This is a genomic window from Alteromonas antoniana (assembly GCF_019249295.1).
Classification (GTDB): Bacteria; Pseudomonadota; Gammaproteobacteria; order Enterobacterales; family Alteromonadaceae; genus Alteromonas; species Alteromonas antoniana.
Genome location: NZ_JAESDH010000002.1, coordinates 72,839 through 91,240 on the forward strand (window position 1 = coordinate 72,839; position 18,402 = coordinate 91,240).

Annotated in this window: 13 protein-coding genes and 1 tRNA gene; 4 read left to right on the forward strand and 10 right to left on the reverse strand. The window is 50.0% G+C overall.

The annotated features are described in order from the left end of the window. Position 1: 1 nt before the first annotated feature. Complete coding sequence (locus JKP77_RS01620; RefSeq protein WP_218309468.1) at positions 2-385, reverse strand: ACT domain-containing protein; 384 nt, start codon at positions 383-385, stop codon at positions 2-4. 302 nt (positions 386-687) lie between these two features. Here JKP77_RS01620 and JKP77_RS01625 point away from each other — a divergent pair, with 302 nt between their 5' ends. Beyond that, a complete protein-coding gene (locus tag JKP77_RS01625; protein ID WP_218309469.1) occupies positions 688-1,059 on the forward strand; it encodes a VOC family protein in 372 nt (123 codons plus the stop codon). A gap of 154 nt (positions 1,060-1,213) precedes the next feature. Further along, positions 1,214-2,269: a patatin-like phospholipase family protein gene (locus JKP77_RS01630; protein ID WP_218309641.1), complete on the forward strand. Its 1,056-nt coding sequence runs from the start codon at positions 1,214-1,216 to the stop codon at positions 2,267-2,269. Here JKP77_RS01630 and JKP77_RS01635 read toward each other — a convergent pair. Both JKP77_RS01635 and JKP77_RS01640 read right to left on the reverse strand, forming a co-directional pair. Next, entirely contained in the window at positions 2,244-4,073 is a 1,830-nt protein-coding gene (locus tag JKP77_RS01635) for a two-component system response regulator (RefSeq protein ID WP_218309470.1), read from the reverse strand. The genes JKP77_RS01630 and JKP77_RS01635 overlap by 26 nt on opposite strands. Before the next feature lie 2 nt (positions 4,074-4,075). Continuing rightward, positions 4,076-8,248 (reverse strand): response regulator, encoded by a 4,173-nt coding sequence (locus tag JKP77_RS01640; RefSeq protein ID WP_218309471.1) that lies wholly within the window; start codon positions 8,246-8,248, stop codon positions 4,076-4,078. A gap of 441 nt (positions 8,249-8,689) precedes the next feature. On the opposite strand from JKP77_RS01640, the gene JKP77_RS01645 reads away from it, so the two are divergent. Then, positions 8,690-8,766, forward strand: a tRNA-Val gene (locus JKP77_RS01645). A gap of 99 nt (positions 8,767-8,865) precedes the next feature. Next, a complete protein-coding gene (locus JKP77_RS01650; protein WP_218309472.1) occupies positions 8,866-10,179 on the forward strand; it encodes a diguanylate cyclase in 1,314 nt (437 codons plus the stop codon). Between the two features lie 56 nt (positions 10,180-10,235). Here JKP77_RS01650 and JKP77_RS01655 read toward each other — a convergent pair whose 3' ends face one another. The 7 genes from JKP77_RS01655 to xdhA are packed head-to-tail and all read right to left on the reverse strand — an operon-like array spanning position 10,236 to position 18,199. Then, entirely contained in the window at positions 10,236-11,480 is a 1,245-nt protein-coding gene (locus tag JKP77_RS01655; RefSeq protein ID WP_218309642.1) for a urate hydroxylase PuuD, read from the reverse strand. Next, positions 11,477-12,784, reverse strand: coding sequence for a guanine deaminase (gene guaD, locus JKP77_RS01660; protein ID WP_218309473.1), 1,308 nt, complete (start codon positions 12,782-12,784; stop codon positions 11,477-11,479). The genes JKP77_RS01655 and guaD overlap by 4 nt, the downstream gene beginning before the upstream one ends. Then, positions 12,784-13,107, reverse strand: coding sequence for a hydroxyisourate hydrolase (uraH, locus tag JKP77_RS01665; RefSeq protein WP_218309474.1), 324 nt, complete (start codon positions 13,105-13,107; stop codon positions 12,784-12,786). The genes guaD and uraH overlap by 1 nt, the downstream gene beginning before the upstream one ends. Beyond that, positions 13,104-13,622, reverse strand: a complete 519-nt coding sequence (uraD, locus tag JKP77_RS01670; RefSeq protein WP_218309475.1) for a 2-oxo-4-hydroxy-4-carboxy-5-ureidoimidazoline decarboxylase — start codon at positions 13,620-13,622, stop codon at positions 13,104-13,106. The genes uraH and uraD overlap by 4 nt, the downstream gene beginning before the upstream one ends. Further along, positions 13,619-14,440, reverse strand: a complete 822-nt coding sequence (xdhC, locus tag JKP77_RS01675; protein ID WP_218309476.1) for a xanthine dehydrogenase accessory protein XdhC — start codon at positions 14,438-14,440, stop codon at positions 13,619-13,621. Before xdhC ends, uraD begins: the two co-directional genes overlap by 4 nt. Beyond that, positions 14,437-16,764, reverse strand: a complete 2,328-nt coding sequence (gene xdhB, locus JKP77_RS01680; protein WP_218309477.1) for a xanthine dehydrogenase molybdopterin binding subunit — start codon at positions 16,762-16,764, stop codon at positions 14,437-14,439. Before xdhB ends, xdhC begins: the two co-directional genes overlap by 4 nt. Next, positions 16,757-18,199, reverse strand: coding sequence for a xanthine dehydrogenase small subunit (gene xdhA, locus JKP77_RS01685; protein ID WP_218309478.1), 1,443 nt, complete (start codon positions 18,197-18,199; stop codon positions 16,757-16,759). Before xdhA ends, xdhB begins: the two co-directional genes overlap by 8 nt. Between the last annotated feature and the right edge of the window lie 203 nt (positions 18,200-18,402).

Consider the following 18,402-nt stretch of genomic DNA (forward strand, 5'->3'; position numbering starts at 1 on the left):
GTCAGTCGTTTACGGTGTAACCGTGTTTTCGCAGCGCATCAGTGGCAGCTTTCAGCTTTTTATCTTTAACCAGAAAAAAATCGGTTTCGAATGTCGAGACGACAAAAATGGCCACTTTGGCGTCAGCCAGCACGGCGCCAATCTGAGCCATTATTCCCACCATGGAAAGATGTAGCGGACCTAATAATTCAAGTGCCCGCCATTGCGGGTCGGATTCCAGTGAGCGAACAGGAATATCAGAGGGGACAACAATGGATAACTCATCCGCTGTTTTGCCAAGAAAAAAAAGCGGACTTGCGAGCACCGACGTCGGAATATCAGCGTCTGCATCCAGACTGTGAATGACGAATTGCTGGGGCAGTATGCTAAGTGTTTGTTTTGGCATAAGCGAAAAATCGTTCCATGAGTCAATGTTCGATCATTAAATCACTATCTGTTGGTAAGTGCTACGTGTTATCCACTTAATCTGTGGATAAGTTTGTTGAGTAGTTTGGGGATGACAGCTAATTTGCTGATAAATAAGGGTTTAATAATTTGGTTAAACAATGGTCAGTGGATAAGATCAAGTTAATCACAAGCATTTTCCAGCGCTTTTGTCTACACTGAAATATCAAATTCTATCAATAGAATCCGCTGTGGGGCTATTGACAGAAACGGGTTCATTCTGATTTTTTTAAGGAGCCGAGAGTGGAAAACGCAATGTGGCTGGATATGACTGTGGAAGATGCCGACAAAGTGAGTCAGTTTTACGCCGATGTCATGGGCTGGCGACGTCAAACGGTTGAGATGGGGGATTACGTTGATTTCGTTATGCTTAAGCCTGATGGCTCACCAGCCGGTGGTATTTGCCATCGGCGAGGACCTAACACCTCACTTCCGGCAGGCTGGATACCGTATTTCACTGTGAACGAGCTGGCACCGTCTTTAGACGCTGTGGTTACCAGAGGAGGAGAGCAGGTGGGCGAGATCCGGGCATTTGGTGACGCCGAATATTGCCTGATAAAAGATCCTGCTGGAAACCATTGTGCGCTTTACGCCTCGTCAAAGCCGGTTGCCTGAGCGGTTTTCACGGCCCTATTACCTGTCCTTAAGTTCAGACATTCACAGACCTGATTGCAATCTTCCGGGCAACTGATAAATTAGCAAAAAATTTCAATAACATGGGTATGAAACGTTGACCCCTCCACTAGAAATATACGCTGGCCCCGGCGCGATGGAAAAGCTCAGGCAAGATGGCTTTCATGAAGGACAGTTCGACTATTTTGTCGGTGCTTCCGGTGGTCCGAAGTGGTTCACCTTAGCAGGGCTCGACAGAGTATTATTCCCAGAATGGTTCGCTTACCGGCGAGATACCTTGCACGTTATCGGCTCATCGGCCGGTGCTTTCCGTGCAGCATGCGCAACACAACGGGATCCCCTGGCTGCAATCAACCGGCTGGCAGAATACTATTCGACAATGGTGTATTCGAAAAAGCCAACTCGCTTTGAAATTACGCAGAAAGCAAAAGCGCTTATTACAGATTTACTCGGGCCCTCCGGGGGCGTCGATATCATCACCAACACACGGTTTAAGGCGCACATTATCGTGGCGCGCTGTCACGGTCCAATGCAAAGTGAGAATCGTCTTACACAGCTTGGTGGCCTGGCGATGAGCGCTGCCGCCAATGCGATGTCAAGAAAGCGGCTGTCGCACTTTTATACCCGTTCTGTCTTCAGCGCGCCGTGTTGTAACTTTAAAGTGCAAGATCCCTATCAGCTTCGCACAGAGTACATTGAGCTGGATATCGGCAATCTTGAGTCAGCCCTGTTAGGGTCGGGCTCTATCCCTATGGTGCTGGAAGGTGTTTCTCGCGTGATGAATGCCCCCCGGGGAACGTACCGGGATGGCGGAATAATTGACTACCATTTCGACCTCAGCTTCGGACCTACAAACGGCCTGATCCTGTATCCCCATTTTTATCCAAAACCAATTCCGGGTTGGTTTGATAAAGGGCTTAAACGTCGAATGCCGCATGCCAGTAGTTACCACAATACGGTTATGCTGGTACCGTCGGCTGACTTTGTATCGCGATTACCCTATGGAAAAATCCCGGACCGAAAGGATTTCGAAGTGCTCGATGATAAAAGCCGGATCGCATATTGGCAAAACGTACTTCAGGAGTCAGACGCATTGGGCGACTACTTTTTCAAGCTGGTGCGAACCGGAAAAGTGATGGATGTAATTAAGCCTCTGCCTTTCGAGACTATGCATGTTCCTGCTGCATCTTAAACTGACTGCATAGCCCTGGTAGTGGCTCTGGTCGGTGTTCGCAGAACCCCTGAATATAGTCAACGCCGATATCCGAAAGAATAGCTTTTGCAGCGTCGTTTTCCACACATTCGGCAACTACTTTGATGCCCTTGGCTGAGGCGATAGCAGCAATGGATTCCACCATTTTGCGGTTTATCGGATCTTTATCAATGTCTCTGACAAACATGCCATCAATTTTCACGTAGTCTATGGCGAGCTTTTTGAGATATTCGTACGATGAAGTGCCGGTGCCAAAGTCATCAAGCGCGAATTCACAACCTGTCTGATGCAGTGTATTCACGAAGCGCACCGTCGTATCGATATTAGCAATTGCTGAGGTTTCGGTAATTTCAAAGCACAATTGCCCCTTTGGAATGCGGTATTCACGAAGGAGGTTAGTGATAAACTCACAGGCACTGTCTTTGGCTATAAAGTCGCCGGACAGGTTCACACAAAAAGAGGCGTCTGTTGGATTTTTTGCCAGCCACTGGCACAAATGACTCAATACCCAGCGATCAATACTGTCGATAAGATGAAAGCGCTCAGCGACCGGAATAAACTGACCCGGAAGTTTCAGAGAGCCATCTTCGTTTTTCATACGAACCAGAATTTCTGCTTTTTTTTCGCTGGCGTCGTGAAGTGAGAGTATCCGTTGTGCGTGCAATTCCAACCGGTTTTCTGCAATTGCCTGTCGGATAATAGGAACTTGTTTTGCCTGTTTCTGCGATTTTTCAATCAGCTCGCGAGAGGCATTAAATACCGAAATCTCTCCGCCGCCCTTGATTTTCGAGTAATAACAGGTCCGCTCTGCAATACTTAGCAAATGAGACACCGAGTCGATACTGTTATCAATTTCAACCAGCGCCACACTCACGGTATGCTGAAACTGCTCTTCCTGCCAGGTAAACTCCTGTTGCTCAAGTGCTGTCTTAACCGCTCGTGTTTTCGCGATTGCCAGGCCCATATCTTCAGAAGAAAACAGGATGGCAAATTCGTCACCGCCCATACGGGCGCAAACGTCTTGTTTATCGGTGACGGCACGCAGCGTATCTGCTACCTGACGCAACAGCTCATCGCCGGCAATGTGACCACAGGTATCGTTGATAACCTTAAACTGATCAAGGTCGATAAACAGAAGGTAGTGTCGGGTGCTGCTACTTTCGCCAACGCCATCAAGCGCAATGTCCAGTTCGCTCTCCATAGCGTTCCGGTTGAGCATCCGGGTAATGAAATCATGTTCTGACAGGTAAGTAATCTTATCCTGTAAACGTCGACGTTCATCAACTTCCCGACGCAGATTTCGGTTCAGCGCAACCAGCTCGCGGGTTCTTTCCTGAACCTTCGCCTCAAGCGACTCGTTTACCCCCTCCAGCAAACTGTTAGCTTGCGCCAGCGATTTTACCAGCTTGCGAATTTTTAAATGGGTATTCACCCGGGCTATTAACTCTTCGCTTTTCACGGGTTTAACAAGGTAGTCTACGCCACCGGCAGCAAACGATTCAGACACATCGCCGTCGCTGGCGGTCAGAAAAATCACAGGAATGTCAGCGGTTTTGGGGGACGATTTTAGTTGTCGGCACACTTCTATACCAGACATCCCGGGCATACGAATATCCATCAGGATCATGTCCGGCATTGTGGACTGGGTTACAGTCAGTGCTTTTTCACCACTGTTTGCAACCAGCAATTTGATAGGCATTGACTTCAGATAACCTGCAATAATATTTAAATTACTGGGTTCGTCATCTACTGCCAGTATCGTTGCCTGTATGTTATCGTCCATGGTTACTGCCTTCGAAGTATGTCCAGTGCGCGTTCGTAATTAAATGATTCGATACAATCTACAACAGAGCTAAGTGATTTCCCATCTTTTTGGTTACTGTGCATGCGTAATTCGTTTAAAAGATCCTCAGGAAGCCACTCACTTTGTTCAAGCATGGGAATAATTTCTGCAATTACACTGTCGATATCTCTGCTGTTCTCGTGGCTGTCGCGTTCCGAAGTTTGATTTTGCTTTATGATGGCGGCAGCGTCTTCGATAGCCTCATCGAGAAGACGAAACACATCATCCACAACGTTTTTGTCTGGTGAAGCCGGTATGTGTTTCAAACACTGATAAAGCTGAGTAAAGCCCATATTGCCACTGCTGCCTCTAAGTGCGTGAACAAAGTCGGCAAAGTCATTATTCTCCGGAGACTGGCGGAAGCGCTGCCAGTGTTGACGACGACTGTTTTCATACGTTTTAACAAACACAGCAAGGCTGCGTAGATATAGCTGTGGCTGGTCTGCCAGTGCAGGGGGGGACGCTTCCCAATCTATAGATGCTAACGTCGCGGGCAGGTTCAGTGACGCAGCTTTATGTTCATGCGGTGAGCGTGTGGGTTCGGTGACACCGGCAAGCAATGCTTCAGGAACCAGAGAGAAACCATGTATCAGGGCGTCCAGTAACTCCGGTTCTCGGATGGGTTTGGCTACATAATTTTGCATGCCTGCAGCCAGGCAGCGTTCCCGGTCGCCTTTTAACGCATTGGCAGTGATAGCAACAATCGGTATTTTTCGGTAATGCTCTCCTGCGGCTCCCTCGCGGATCCGCCGTGTTGTTTCGAAACCATCCATTACCGGCATCTGTACATCCATTAGTACCAGCGTTACAGGTTGATGTGCTGGCGCGCTGTTTAGCAATGTGAGCAGCGCCAGACCATTTTCAGCCGTTTCAGCATTAAGTCCGAGCTTTTCAAGCATTCCAACAGCAACCATGGCATTTACCGGGTTATCTTCGACAACCACGATGCGGTAGTAGTTTGGCCAACTCTGTTTGTGCTGCTCAGGACGCGAGATACTCATCAGCGTATTTTCGTTTACGAATGCTGGCGCGGCGTCGTGCTGGTGGTGAACGTCAATTAACGCCAGCGCGTCGAACAGGTCCTGAGTTTTTACCGGCTTCATCAGGCATCCACTGATACCTGCCTGTCTGAATGCTTTGGTATTTACGCTTTGAGACACCGATGTCAGCACCAGCACTTTCATTGCCTGATGGTCACCATGATCTCTCAACGCTGTGGCGATCTCTACACCACTGAGTTCTGGCATGTGCATATCTGTAATAAGCAGGTCAGGGGAGGGAGAGTGCGCTTTTAAGGTTTCCAGTGCCTGCAGCGGTGACGCAAAGCTTTGTACCTTCGCGCCCCATTGAGTGAGATGTGCCTGCAATACTTCACGGTTGGTTGCGTTATCGTCAACTACACAAATGTTCCAGTCTTTGATACTGATCGCGGGAAGTACCTGCTGCGCCTTCTGACTTTCCTGCAGCGCAATACTGAATGCAAAGCAACTGCCGTGTCCAGGAGTGCTGCTGACATCAATGTCGCCGCCCATCAGTTCACACAACTTTTTAGAAATAGACAGCCCTAATCCAGTGCCACCGTATTGACGGGTAATCGAGGCATCAACCTGAGAAAACGGATCGAACAGGGTCGCGAGTTTATTGGTGTCGATGCCGACGCCGGTATCAGAAACCTTGCAGTCCAGACGCAGGCCTGAGCACGCCTGCTTCAGGCTGGCTTCCACAGTGACCTGACCCTGATGGGTAAATTTAATGGCGTTGCTGATTAGGTTCATCAGGATCTGGCGCAACCGGCCGGGATCGCCTTTGACCATAGACGACTTAATGTCGGTCACGTCCACCACCAGCTCTATCTCTCTTTCATCAGCTTTGATAGCCAGAGCCTGAGCCACGTCCTCGATCTGCTGGCGTAGATTAAAGTCGATGTGTTCTATCACCAGTTTACCGGCTTCGACTTTGGAAAAGTCCAGAATATCGTTTATTACACTAAGTAAGGCATCCGCACTTTGTCGTGCGACATCAATACGATGCCGTTGCAAATCATCCAACGAGGTGTCTGTTAGTAATGACAACATGCCAATAACCCCGTTCATGGGGGTGCGGATCTCGTGGGACATTCTGGCTAAAAATTCGCTTTTGGCTTTGTTTGCCTGTTCGGCGAGACGGGACGCTTTTTCCAGTTCCAGTTCGAGGTTTTTGTTATCCGTAATATCGAGGATTACACCATCAATGTAGTTGTCAGTATCCTCATTCAGCAGCTGCCCACTTTCTTCAACCCAGTGCAGGTTATTGTCCTTATCCAGGATCCGATACTGCACGGAAAAGAAAGGCTGGCCGTCAATGGTCTTTGAAATTGCCTGTCGTACCCGTTTTTTGTCTTTCGAATGGACCAGCGAGAAAAGATCGCGTTTTGCGGGCGAAATAAAATCCGATGGCGGAAAACCTGTCAGTCTTTCAATGTGCTCGGAAACAAACTCCATATGCCAGTGATCAGCAAGCCGGGTTCGGTAAACCACACCAGGCACATTCCCCACCAACGTGCGAAATCGTTGCTCTTTCTCACGGGCATTTTCTGACGCTTTTTCTGCCAGCTCTTTCGCTTCAGCCAATTGCACCTGCTGCGCCTTGAGTTCGGTAATGTCACGGGAAATTCCCAGAATGGCGGTCTCGTCCATCTCCGGAAACCGGACCGGTACTTTAAGCGTCTCAAAATAACGCTCTTTGCCGGAAAAGCTCTTTAACCAGCGCTCAACCCGCTTTTTCTCATTAGACGCAAGCAATGCGTTGTCATCTCTGGAGAACGCTTCTAATTCTGACGCTGGGTAGAAATCGGATTCCTTTCGCCCCTCTATCGTGTCGGGGGTAACATCGTGTAATACCGCGAAAGCGTCATTGACCGCGATATAAGTGCCATCCTGTTTTTTGCAAAATACCGGGTCGGGGATGGTATTCAGAATACTTCGTAACAATATCTGTTGATCGTTATATTCCTTATTCGCCTGTTGCAGTTCATAAGTACGCTGAGCAACGTTTTCTTTTAGCTTTCGCGCTGCTTGCCGCAGCGTTTTAGTATGACGCTGGTTCAGTATCCAAACATAAAGACCCAACGTAAGTGATAACAGCAAAGACACAACGGTAAGCATAATCAGATAAAAGCGGGAACTGTAAAATGGAGCCAGCGCCTCTACTGCATCCATTTCACTGATAACAAACACGCTAATACCATCTATAGAGCGCCAGGCTCCCACAACCGGCTCTCCCCGATGGCCGTCATAAGGTGTGGTACTGCCGTTGCTGTTGTTGTCGATGGCAGACGTGACGGCATACGTCAGTGCTTTTTCGCCGTTCTCATCGATGGTCATTGTCAGGCGTGAATAAGGTGGCGATATTTTACGTTGTTGCTGAGTAAAACGATTCTCAGAGAGTTGAAAACCGTCTGCATTAATAAAGAAACTATTACCTGTGCGCCCGAACTGGCCGGACTCGGCAAAGCGGGCAAAAGGATCTTCATACCGGACAACCAGAAATGCAATCAGCTCGGACTGACGATAAAACACAGGCTCCATAAAAAACAGCAGTGGCGGACGCTGACCGGCGGTGTCGTTGACAATGAAGCTTTCTGTCTGTTGTGAATACCGCTCTGGGACTGAAGCCAATTGCGTATTTATCCAGCCTGACAACTCAGTTGATGAAAAAATCACAGTTCCGTCGGGTGACAGAACAGAGATGGCGGTATAGCTTGTACCTGGCGTTCGCGTATCGTCCAGAATCTGTTCGATCTGGTTTTTCGGGGGGGAGTCAGATGTATTATCAGGATCACGGGTTATCAGGGCGTTTACTGACCAGATGAAGTCATCATCATTGGCTAGCTGTGAGTGAAAATTGTGTTGCTGTTCTTTCCAGGATCGAAACTCACGAATTGTCGTATCGAGGACCGCATTCAGACTGCGCTCTACTTCAGTCTCAGTGTGTTCACGTACTTGTTGCAACGCCAACAAACAAAAAAGAGAGAGTAAAACGATAAGCAGTAGCGCACTTACAACAGGAGGAATAAGACCTGATTTGAGCGGTATCGTATCAATTGCACTGTTTGTCGGTTTTGAGTCTGAAGCCATCTTCTGATACTACATTGCCTGTGGCGGCGTTCTGCTGCCAGGGCCTGTTGACCTTTAATTTTTGTTTTTGCAGAGCGTTGTTTACGATTCAGTCAGGGCAGCGTACGCGCAGTATGGTTGCTCTGGTTAAACGGGCGATGCCTCGGCATAAAGTGAAAAAACGCAGCCCGGCGTTGCTCGTCATTCATCCGGTAATACCAAACCACATTCAACGAGACTTGTTTTAAATGTGCTCGGTTTGCACGAAAGGCATACACCAAAAATTAGCAGGCCCTGATAAAACTAGTAATACTATGCGCGTTTTTGCACAAAATTACGACTACTTCCCGGTATCTGAGCAGTAAGTGAGCAAAAAACACCGGGAAGATAAAATCTTCTTGCACCTTGCTATTTGCGCGGCTATTATACGCGCCGTCTTCAGGACACAGCATTCCCCTCAATGCGTCTATAGCTCAGTTGGTTAGAGCGCTACCTTGACATGGTAGAGGTCCCCTGTTCGAGTCAGGGTAGACGCACCATCTTTATTTTTCTTTGAAAATCAACGCGAAATATTCTCGTTGAGCGTCTACACTTGACTTACGAAAATGACGTTAACATTCAAAGGAGTTGAATTATTCATGTCATCAGACGCAGCTGCGTTAGACATTAATCCTTTTGTTGAAACTTTTGAGCAGTGTGCCGTCGGGCTTGCGCACGTCAGGCCGACTGGCAGGTTTCTTCGGGTAAACCACCGATTTTGCCACTTTGTCGGCTACAGTCAGAATGAACTGGTAGGGATGACTTTTCAGGATCTGACTCACTCCAGCCATCTCACAGAAGATATTCTGAATGTTACCCGGTTACTTGCCGGTGAATGTGATAGCTATGTTATGGAAAAGCAATACATCCATAAAAATGGCTCGCTCATCTGGGCCAAACTGACGGTTTCACTGGTGCGAGACAAAGAAGGTAAGCCTGATTTTTTTATTTCGGTAATTGAAGATATTGATGCCCGAAAGCGAAAAGTCATGCAATTGTACGAAACAGAAAAGCTGTTTCGCCAGATAGTGTCGTCATTGTCTGATCACACCGTCATCTGGGTTGCATCGCCAAAATTAGAGCAGATGCATTATGTGAATGAAGGTTACCATCAGATATGGGGAAGGCCACTGTCTGAGCTGCTAACTAAGCCGAAAAGTTTTACCTTTTACGTGCATTCGGAAGACCGGCTGCGCGTTTCACGCCACTATGCCAGTGATACTCTGAGCGAGTGGGACATCGAGTATCGAATCGTAAGGGATGATGGCGATGTCAGATATATCCGTGATCGGGGGAATACTTTAAAAGACGATCATGGCGAAGCTCTTTACCTGCTTGGAATGGCAGAAGATATCAGCAGAGACAAACAGTTATATCAGGCCTTGCTGGATGCAAACCGGCGACTGGAGACGTTATCGCGGATTGATGGGCTAACCGAGCTGTATAACCGGCGGGAAATCATTAACCAGATAGAAAGTGAAGTTAAGCGACTACACCGCAAACCGGCACAATCAGTGCTGCTGTTTATCGATCTCGATGATTTCAAAACAATTAACGACAAGCATGGTCATCAGGCGGGTGACTCTGCGCTGTTACAATTCTCCCAGAGCGTAAAAAGTATGCTTCGGGCGTCAGATAAAATTGGCCGTTATGGTGGTGATGAATTTATTGTGTTGTTGTCGGACACTAACGAGCAGGAAGCAGAGCGGTTCCATGAGCGGCTGCTACGAAAGCCGCTCAAGGTTGAATTGACGCCTTATACAAGCATCACACTTAAGTTTAGCGTTGGCCTCGCAGTCTGGCATGATGCGCTACACAATGCGCAGCAGTGGATAGATGAGGCTGATAATCAAATGTATGAGGAAAAGCGCCGCCATCAACAGCACAATCAAAACAAGCAAAAACAGAAATAGAGCCCCGTTTATATTTTCCCGCACCCACTGCTGCTGCCGCGGGAAAACCGCCACCCTTATTCGTCTTTCGCAGACCAGCTCTGATACCAATGATACAGCGCCATGCGCTCTTCGTTTGTCATTTTTGTCTTATTCATGAACGGCATGTCTTTGGTAATGGCTGTTCGGCGTACGATTTGTGGTGCCTGACGCTCTATATCTTCCCAGGTATCCAGCACCACACCTACCGGCGCCACTTTAAAAACGTCGTCAGTGGGAGTACGCGAGTGGCATCCCTGACAATGTGTGGTGATGAGTTGCATAACCTGGGGTTGAGTTAACACCTCTACAGTGGCCTGCTGTGCAGATGTTCCGCTATCCGATTGCGCGGCGGAAGAAGAGGCGGCGGTTTCCGGGGCTGACTGTGGCCATGACACCCATACGGCCAGCGCAAGCATCGCTACCGCACCGCTTATCAATATTGACGGTTTTACTGTGCCGGTGTGCTTCAAATTGAAGAAGTGACGGATCCAGGCAGATATCGCCATGATCAGAATCAGTACCAGCCAGTTCATCTCGTGCTGATACGTCATCGGGTAATGATTTGAGATCATGATAAACAGCAGCGGCAGGGTGAAATAATTATTGTGCACCGAGCGCAATTTTGCGCCTGCGCCCCAGGCTGGGTCTATCTCTTCTTTGCGGGCAACGGCAGCCACCATTTTCTTTTGCGCAGGAATGATATTTAAAAACACATTACCTGCCATAATAGTGCCGATGAGCGCGCCAACGTGTATATAAGCGCCCCGGCCACTAAACCACTGTGTTGTCAGGTATGTCACCACGCAAATCATGAGCGTGAGCGCAATAGCGAAAGCAAGCGGAGATCGTGCCAGCGGACTGCGGCAGGCGAGCTCGTATAAAGCCAACCCGCCAAAAATAGTGCCCAGACCAAGCATCACGGCTTCTGATTCCGTCAGGGCGGCAACGGAAGGGTCTATCAGATAAGCCGAGGCGCCAAAATAGTAAACCAGTATCAACAGAGCGAAACCGCTCAACCAGGTGGTGTAGGCTTCCCACTTAAACCAGTGAAGGGGCTCAGGAATGGTTTCCGGTCCATAGGTGTATTTGCCAACTTCATAAAAGCCACCACCGTGCACGGCCCACAAGTCACCTTTGATGCCTTTGTCTTTTTTCCAGTCGGGCGGGGTACGCAAATTGTTATCCAGCCAGATGAAATAAAATGAGGCACCGATCCAGGCGACGCCGGCAATCACATGAAACCAGCGTATAAACAGCGATAACCAGTCCGTCCACATCAGAACAGTACTCCTTTGTCTTTATGATAGCGGCAACGCCCCGCAATCCATGTTTGTTCAATAGCGCGTTCATCACCCAGAATACTCATCGCAAACAGCATATCCTGCAAACTTTCAGTGTCCTGCAGGCGCAGGGTGGTAAGCTCGTTATAACGCGGTTCAAGTAATACAAAATCTGCATAACTCCCTGGGTTGAGGTTGCCGATATCAGCATCAAGCTGATGTGCGACGGCCGCACCCTGAGTCATCATATAGAGCCCCTCAAGCGGGGAGAAAGGGGATCGCTTCAGCTGGCACACTTTATAAGCTTCGCCGTATGTTTTTAGCATGTTAAAGCTGGTGCCGGCACCGACATCTGTCGCCAGTGTTACGGTAACGCCATGGTGGCGAGCGGCGTCCAAATCGAACAGTCCACTTCCCAAAAACAGGTTTGAACTGGGGCAAAACGCAGCAGTAGCACCGGCTTGTGCCATGCGCTCCCACTCGTCGTCGCGCATATGAATACAGTGCCCGAAAACTGCCCGCGGACGCACCATATCGTACTTATCATACACATCCAGATAGCCCTTACAGTCTGGATATAAGGACAATACCCAGTCAATTTCATCGAGATTTTCAGATAAATGGGTCTGGATGAACACGTCCGGATAGTCGCTTGCGACTTCGCCAAGCGCTGCCATTTGGGCCTGAGTAGAGGTGGGGGCGAAGCGCGGGGTGAGGGCATAGCGGTTTCGGCCGTTGTTATGCCAGCGCGATATCAATTCAACACTGTCTTGCTGGGCCGACTCAGCGGTATCCTGTAACGCCGGCGGACAATTGCGGTCCATACACACTTTGCCCGCAACCAGCGCCATATCAATTTCGCTGGCCGTACGAAAGAGCGTATCGGTAGCGTCTTTATGTACTGTAGAGAAAACCAGTCCGGTAGTCGTGCCATTTTTCAGGCATTCCCCTAAAAACAGCTTCGCCATTTGTTGTGCATACGGCGGCTGACTGAACTTTTCTTCCGTGGGAAATGTGTAATTCTCCAGCCAGTTCAGTAATTGCTCGCCAAAGCGTCCCATGACTTCAGTTTGCGGGTAATGTAAGTGACTGTCGATAAAACCGGGAAGCAGCCACTTGCCCTTGTGATCGTATACCGAAGCGTCGCTGTGCTTAGCAACCAACTGATGGTAGTCACCAATCGCGATGATTTTTTCGCCCTCAACGACAAGTGCGCCGTCATGATAAACGACAATGTCGGTTTGCGGCGAGTGCGTAGCCTTGGGGAAGTGGGCAACGTTTGCCCTGAATAACTGCTTGTGCACTAACTACCCCGATAACTGCTAAAGCCAAACGGCGAGATCAGCAGTGGCACATGATAGTGACCGCCGTCCTGTTCGAGCACAAAATGAATATCTATATGCGGATAAAATGTGTTGCCGTGTTTTTCTTGCAGATACCCGGCGCAATGAAAACGTAACAGGTACTGCCCGGCAGGAAACGACGATTGCCCCCAGCTGTTGAACCGGCCGTCCTCATCGGTAATGCCGGTTAAGGTATCACCGTTTGGCAGCGTGAGGGTAAGCGGAAGTCCACTTGCGGGACGTCCCAGCGTCGTATCTAGTACATGACTGGAAAGCGTATTCATTCTGGATCCTTATCAGGTAAAGCGCGTTTAAGCCGCAGCAACGTGATCGCCAGCTGTTGTTCTGCAGCGATGCGGATTTCTTCCTCTCGATTGTTATCAATGCGAGCTTGCAGGGCCGTCAGCATTTCCTCTGCGCTGAGGCCACTGGCGCAAATAATGAAAATAAAACCATGGCGTTTGAGATAGGCATGATTGAGGGCATGCAGCGACTTTAACGTGTCTTCACTGGCCTGAGCGGTACCAGCCTGTTCAGCGCTGGCCATGGTCTGTGTATTGGCGAACTTTTTACGCAATGTCGACACATCGCCAATCATGGGGTGGGCGTCGAAGGCTTCAAGATAATCTTTCTCGCTCATCCGGCTCCAGTGTGAAACGGCCGATTCCGATACAGCGGACTCACTGGCAAACGGGCGGCTTTCGACCATCTGCCTTATCCAGGCCGTCGCGGCGCAGGCTTGTTCAAAAAATGTATAGGCCTCGCTGGCTGTCGCATTGTTTAATTCTGTTAATGTCATACGTTCTGAAGCTCTTTACTGATTGATGCCGTTGGCGCTGTTTCTGGTGCATGAAGGCGCTGAACGATTTGTGCACTGATAGAAATGGCCACCTCAACCGGGCGCTTGCCTGGAATACGGGTGTCGCCAACAGGGCTTATCAGACAGGCGCGTTGCTCCTCGCTGTAACCTTTACGGGCAAGGCGTGTGTTGAAGCGCCGGGCTTTAGTGTCTGAACCTATCATCCCGACAAATGGAAAATGTCTTGCCTGTAGCGCTTTTTCCACAATGGCGAAATCAAGCTGGTGATTGTGTGTAAGAATAAGCAGCCAGGTATTCTTGGGCAGGGTGCTGCAGACATACTCTGGCTCGTCATCCACTACGCACCGGACATTGGGAGGCATCTCTGTCCCCTCAAGCAGTTCGGACCGGCTGTCAATCCAGTGAATTTGTAAAGGTAACTGTGCAAGGATAGGGACCAGCGACTGTGCCACGTGACCTGCACCAAATACGGCGATGTGCTGTACATGATCACAAAACACTTCATAGAGGATTTGCACAGCCCCACCGCAGCACTGACCGAGCTTACCCGATAGCGGATAATCTGTGATGGTGGTAAGTGTGTTGTTGCCCGCCAAGTACTCACGCGCCGTGTTGGTGACGGCATACTCAAGGTGACCACCACCGATGGTGTCAAAGGTTTCCGCGCCGGTGATGACCATTTTTGTGCCAGCATCGCGTGGCGCTGACCCTGCTACAGAGAGCACGGTAACCAACGCATAGCGTTCTCCCCGTTGCTGACAGGCACTGACGGAGTCAAACCAGCGTTGAGGCTTCATAGTCCCTCCTGACGCATGGCCATAACCGCGTTTAACACCCGTTCTGGTGTTGCCGGTGTATCCAGCGCCGGGTCTACGGTATAGCCGCTGAGACTGGAAATAGCATCTTTCAGTGCACACCAGACGGAGATCGCAAGCATAAATGGCGGCTCTCCCACGGCCTTAGAATGGTAAATGGCATCTTCATCGTTGGGACGCTGGAATAATGAAACATTGAAAATGTCCGGCGTGTCACCGATAGCCGGAATTTTATAGGTGGCCATATTCTCGCTTATCAGTTTGCCCTTATCGTTCCAGCGCAAGTCTTCTGTTGTCAGCCATCCCATGCCCTGAATAAAGCCACCCTCAATCTGACCAATATCAATAGCCGGATTCAGACTGTTGCCAACATCGTGCAATATATCTACCCGATCGACCGTGTATTCACCGGTGAGGGTATCAATTGACACTTCGCTGGCTGCAACCCCGTAAGCAAAGTAGAAAAACGGTCTGCCAGTGCCCGTCTCACGGTCATAAAATATTTTCGGGGTTTTATAGAAACCGGAAGCCGACAGTGACACCCGGTTCATGTAGGCAGCCTGGACCAGCGCTACAAAGTCGATACTGTGTTCACCCTGAATGGCTTTGCCATCGGCAAAAACGACATTTTGTGGATCGCCGCCAACATCCGAGGCATAAAATTCTGCCAGGCGCCGGCGTATTTCCTGAGACGCATTTTGTGCGGCTTTGCCGTTTAAATCTGTGCCGCTTGACGCGGCAGTCGGAGAGGTATTCGGGACTTTGTCTGTACGAGTGGATGTTACCTCAATACTTCCCAGACCCACGCCAAACTCGTTGGCCACAATTTGCGCCACTTTCGTATGCAGTCCCTGACCCATTTCTGTGCCGCCGTGGTTCACCTGTATGGTGCCATCGGTATAAATATGCACTAATGCGCCAGCCTGATTAAGATGTTTGGCGGTAAAAGAAATGCCGAATTTCACTGGTGTCATCGCCAGCCCTTTTTTAATCACCGGGCTGCGTTGATTAAACGCTGTGATAGCCTCGCGACGTGACCAGTACTCACTTTCAGTCTCAAGTTGCGGGATCATATCCAGCAGAAAGTTATTACCCACCTCCATACCATAGGGTGTAGTGGTGCCATTGGTGGGCGAGTAAAGATTGTGCTTTCTCACGGAAAGTGGATCCTGCCCCGTTTTGCGGGCGATGGCATCCATTATGGCTTCAGCCATAATCATACCTTGCGGGCCGCCAAATCCACGGTACGCTGTGTGCGAGACAAAGTGGGTTTTCAGGCGATGCCCGACGATGCGACTGTTGCCGAGAAAATAAGCGTTGTCGGCATGAAACATAGCCCGGTCGACGATGGCTTCAGACAAATCCGGCGAGTGCCCGCAATTGCCGTTAACTTCGACAAAAGCGTTGAGGATCCGGCCTTTTTCATCAGTACTGACTTCAAAGCGATTTTCGAAAGGATGTCGCTTACCAGTCACGTGCATATCTTGCTGGCGGGGCAACCGACATTTTACCGGACAGCCGTTGCGCGCCGCAAAGATAGCCGCAATACAGGCCCACTGTGCCGCCTGGGTTTCTTTCCCGCCAAAACCGCCGCCCATGCGGCGCATATCGACGGTGACTTTATTCAACGTAGTATCAAGTACTTCAGCCACCAGTTTTTGTACCTCACTGGGATGCTGGCTGGAGGTGTATATCAGCATACGGTCTTCTTCGTCGGGCAGGGCGAGAGACACCTGTCCTTCAAGATACATATGCTCCTGTCCACCAATATCCAGCGCACCTGACAGCGTATGCGCGGGAGAGGGTAAGTCACCCAGTGGTGATTGCGCCATGGTGTGCGTCGGGCGAACAAATGACTCAGCGGATAACGCACTGGCTACGCTAAGGTGGGGTGTGGTTTCCGTTACCGTTATTTTTGCTTTTGCTGCTGCGCGCCGCGCCAGAGTCACACTTTCGGCAAGAACTGCGAACACGGGCTGGCCAAAAAACTTGATCTCTTCGTCTGCAAGTACGGGATCGCCTGCGAAAACCGGACCGATATCCCGCTTACCCGGCACGTCAGTGACAGTAATAACGTCGATGACCCCCGGTGCATTGCGGACCTCGCTGAGGTCAATGCTTTTAATGAGGCCGGCTGCACATTCGCTGGTACCAATAGCGACATAACGGGTACCGCGGGGCTCTGGCATGTCGTCCACGTAACGCGCAGTGCCGCTGACTTGCCTTACCGCACTTTCATGTGGGGCTGGAGAATGCACTGCACCGTTACGGTTGTCCTGCTTGATCCTGTCAGTAAGCTTACGCATGAGTCACCACCCGTGTGGCTATTTTTGCAGCGTCAGGCTGGTTTTCGAGCCAGAACCGGTGCCACAGGTTGGCCAGTAACGTATTGCGATAGGCCGCCGAGGCCCGGACATCATCAATTGGCGTAAACGCTTTTTCAAGTAACTGTTTTCCCAGTGTTAATGCTTCTGCGCTCTGCCACTTCTGGCCCCGCATTACGTCCTCCAGTGTACTGCTGTAAACAGGCGTTGCAGCTACTCCCCCAAACCCGGAGCGAAGTGAAGTAATACGCCCTTCAATAATGTCGGCTACCCACACGGCACAGACGGCGGAAATGTCGTCTTCATGACGCTTGGATATTTTGTACGCCGCCATGCGCTGTGACTCGCGTAACAGCGGGATGGCAATATGTGAAATCCATTCGCCGGGCTCAAGCTGAGTCTGTCGGTAGCCGGTAAAAAAGTCTCTGGCGCGAATATCGCGAGTGCGATCACCGTTGTCTACGTGAATGGTGGCGTCCAGAGCCAGCAGCACCGGAGGCATGTCGCCTATGGGAGAGGCATTGGCTACATTTCCGCCCAGCGTGGCCTGGTTACGAATAGGCACGGAGGCAAACCGGTTAAACAACTCAGCCAGCGCAGGGAAGGCATCTAACAGAGCATCTTTTGTTTCAGAGAGGCTGAGCGCCGCACCGATATGCAGCGTTTGCCCATTATTAGTGCACTGCGTGAGTTCTTTCACCCGGCTGAGGCTGATAATGACGGGCATGGCTTTATAGCGTTGGGTTATTTCCAGTGACAGGTCAGTTCCACCCGCTATCAGGGGCGCCCCGGGATACCTGGCAATGGCCTTCGCAAGGGCATTTCTGTCTTCAGGCATTATCAGAGGACAATCATTGCTGCTATTTTCTTCATTGCGCATGGCAAGTAACGTGGCTAACACCTCATCGTGCTGCTCAGTGAATACATCCGCAGGTGGCTGACTGCAGACCGCTTTGGCTGCATCTATGATAGGGCGGTAACCAGTACACCGACACAGGTTACCGGACAACGCGTTGTTAATTTCCTCACGCTCTGGCTGGCAATTCTGGTGATACAACGCGAACATGGACATGATAAAACCAGGGGTGCAAAAGCCGCATTGAGAACCGTGGTTATCTACCATGGCTTGCTGTACGGGGTGCAGTGAGGTAGACGACAAGTGCTCTACGGTGATCAACTGTTTGTTATGGACCGCGGACATCAGGGCGATACAGCTGTTTATTGTATGATACGTCAATGCTTTTTGTTCAGCATCGGGCTGTGCAACCACCACCGTACACGCGCCACAGTCACCCGCAGCACAACCTTCTTTGGTTCCGGTCAGGTGACGGTGCTCGCGCAGAAACTGCAGTACGGTCATGTCGGCCGATGCCGGGGTTAACTGTACGGGTTCCCGGTTGAGTAAAAAGCGGATCATGATATTGTCTCGCAACGCTGAAAATTAAATCTGTCCATTACTATATCTGGAATCCTTGAGTAAAAGTAGACTATGTGGTCAGGTTTTTGGTGTAAACTATGAAATAACTGTGCCACAGCGACATTATTGTCACGGGTATTAACGCTACCCGGTTTTTCACGCTGTCGTCGAGTCAGCAGCATAGTTGGTGCCATCACGACATG

Excerpts from the sequence above, each read along its gene's own strand:
- JKP77_RS01640 (WP_218309471.1), bottom strand. The coding sequence starts at position 8,248 with ATGGCTTCAGACTCAAAACCGACAAACAGTGCAATTGATACGATACCG.
- JKP77_RS01650 (WP_218309472.1), top strand. The coding sequence starts at position 8,866 with ATGTCATCAGACGCAGCTGCGTTAGACATTAATCCTTTTGTTGAAACT.
- uraH (WP_218309474.1), bottom strand. The coding sequence starts at position 13,107 with ATGAATACGCTTTCCAGTCATGTACTAGATACGACGCTGGGACGTCCC.
- xdhC (WP_218309476.1), bottom strand. The coding sequence starts at position 14,440 with ATGAAGCCTCAACGCTGGTTTGACTCCGTCAGTGCCTGTCAGCAACGG.
- uraD (WP_218309475.1), bottom strand. The coding sequence starts at position 13,622 with ATGACATTAACAGAATTAAACAATGCGACAGCCAGCGAGGCCTATACA.
- JKP77_RS01620 (WP_218309468.1), bottom strand. The coding sequence starts at position 385 with ATGCCAAAACAAACACTTAGCATACTGCCCCAGCAATTCGTCATTCAC.
- JKP77_RS01635 (WP_218309470.1), bottom strand. The coding sequence starts at position 4,073 with ATGGACGATAACATACAGGCAACGATACTGGCAGTAGATGACGAACCC.
- xdhA (WP_218309478.1), bottom strand. The coding sequence starts at position 18,199 with ATGATCCGCTTTTTACTCAACCGGGAACCCGTACAGTTAACCCCGGCA.
- JKP77_RS01630 (WP_218309641.1), top strand. The coding sequence starts at position 1,214 with ATGGAAAAGCTCAGGCAAGATGGCTTTCATGAAGGACAGTTCGACTAT.
- xdhB (WP_218309477.1), bottom strand. The coding sequence starts at position 16,764 with ATGCGTAAGCTTACTGACAGGATCAAGCAGGACAACCGTAACGGTGCA.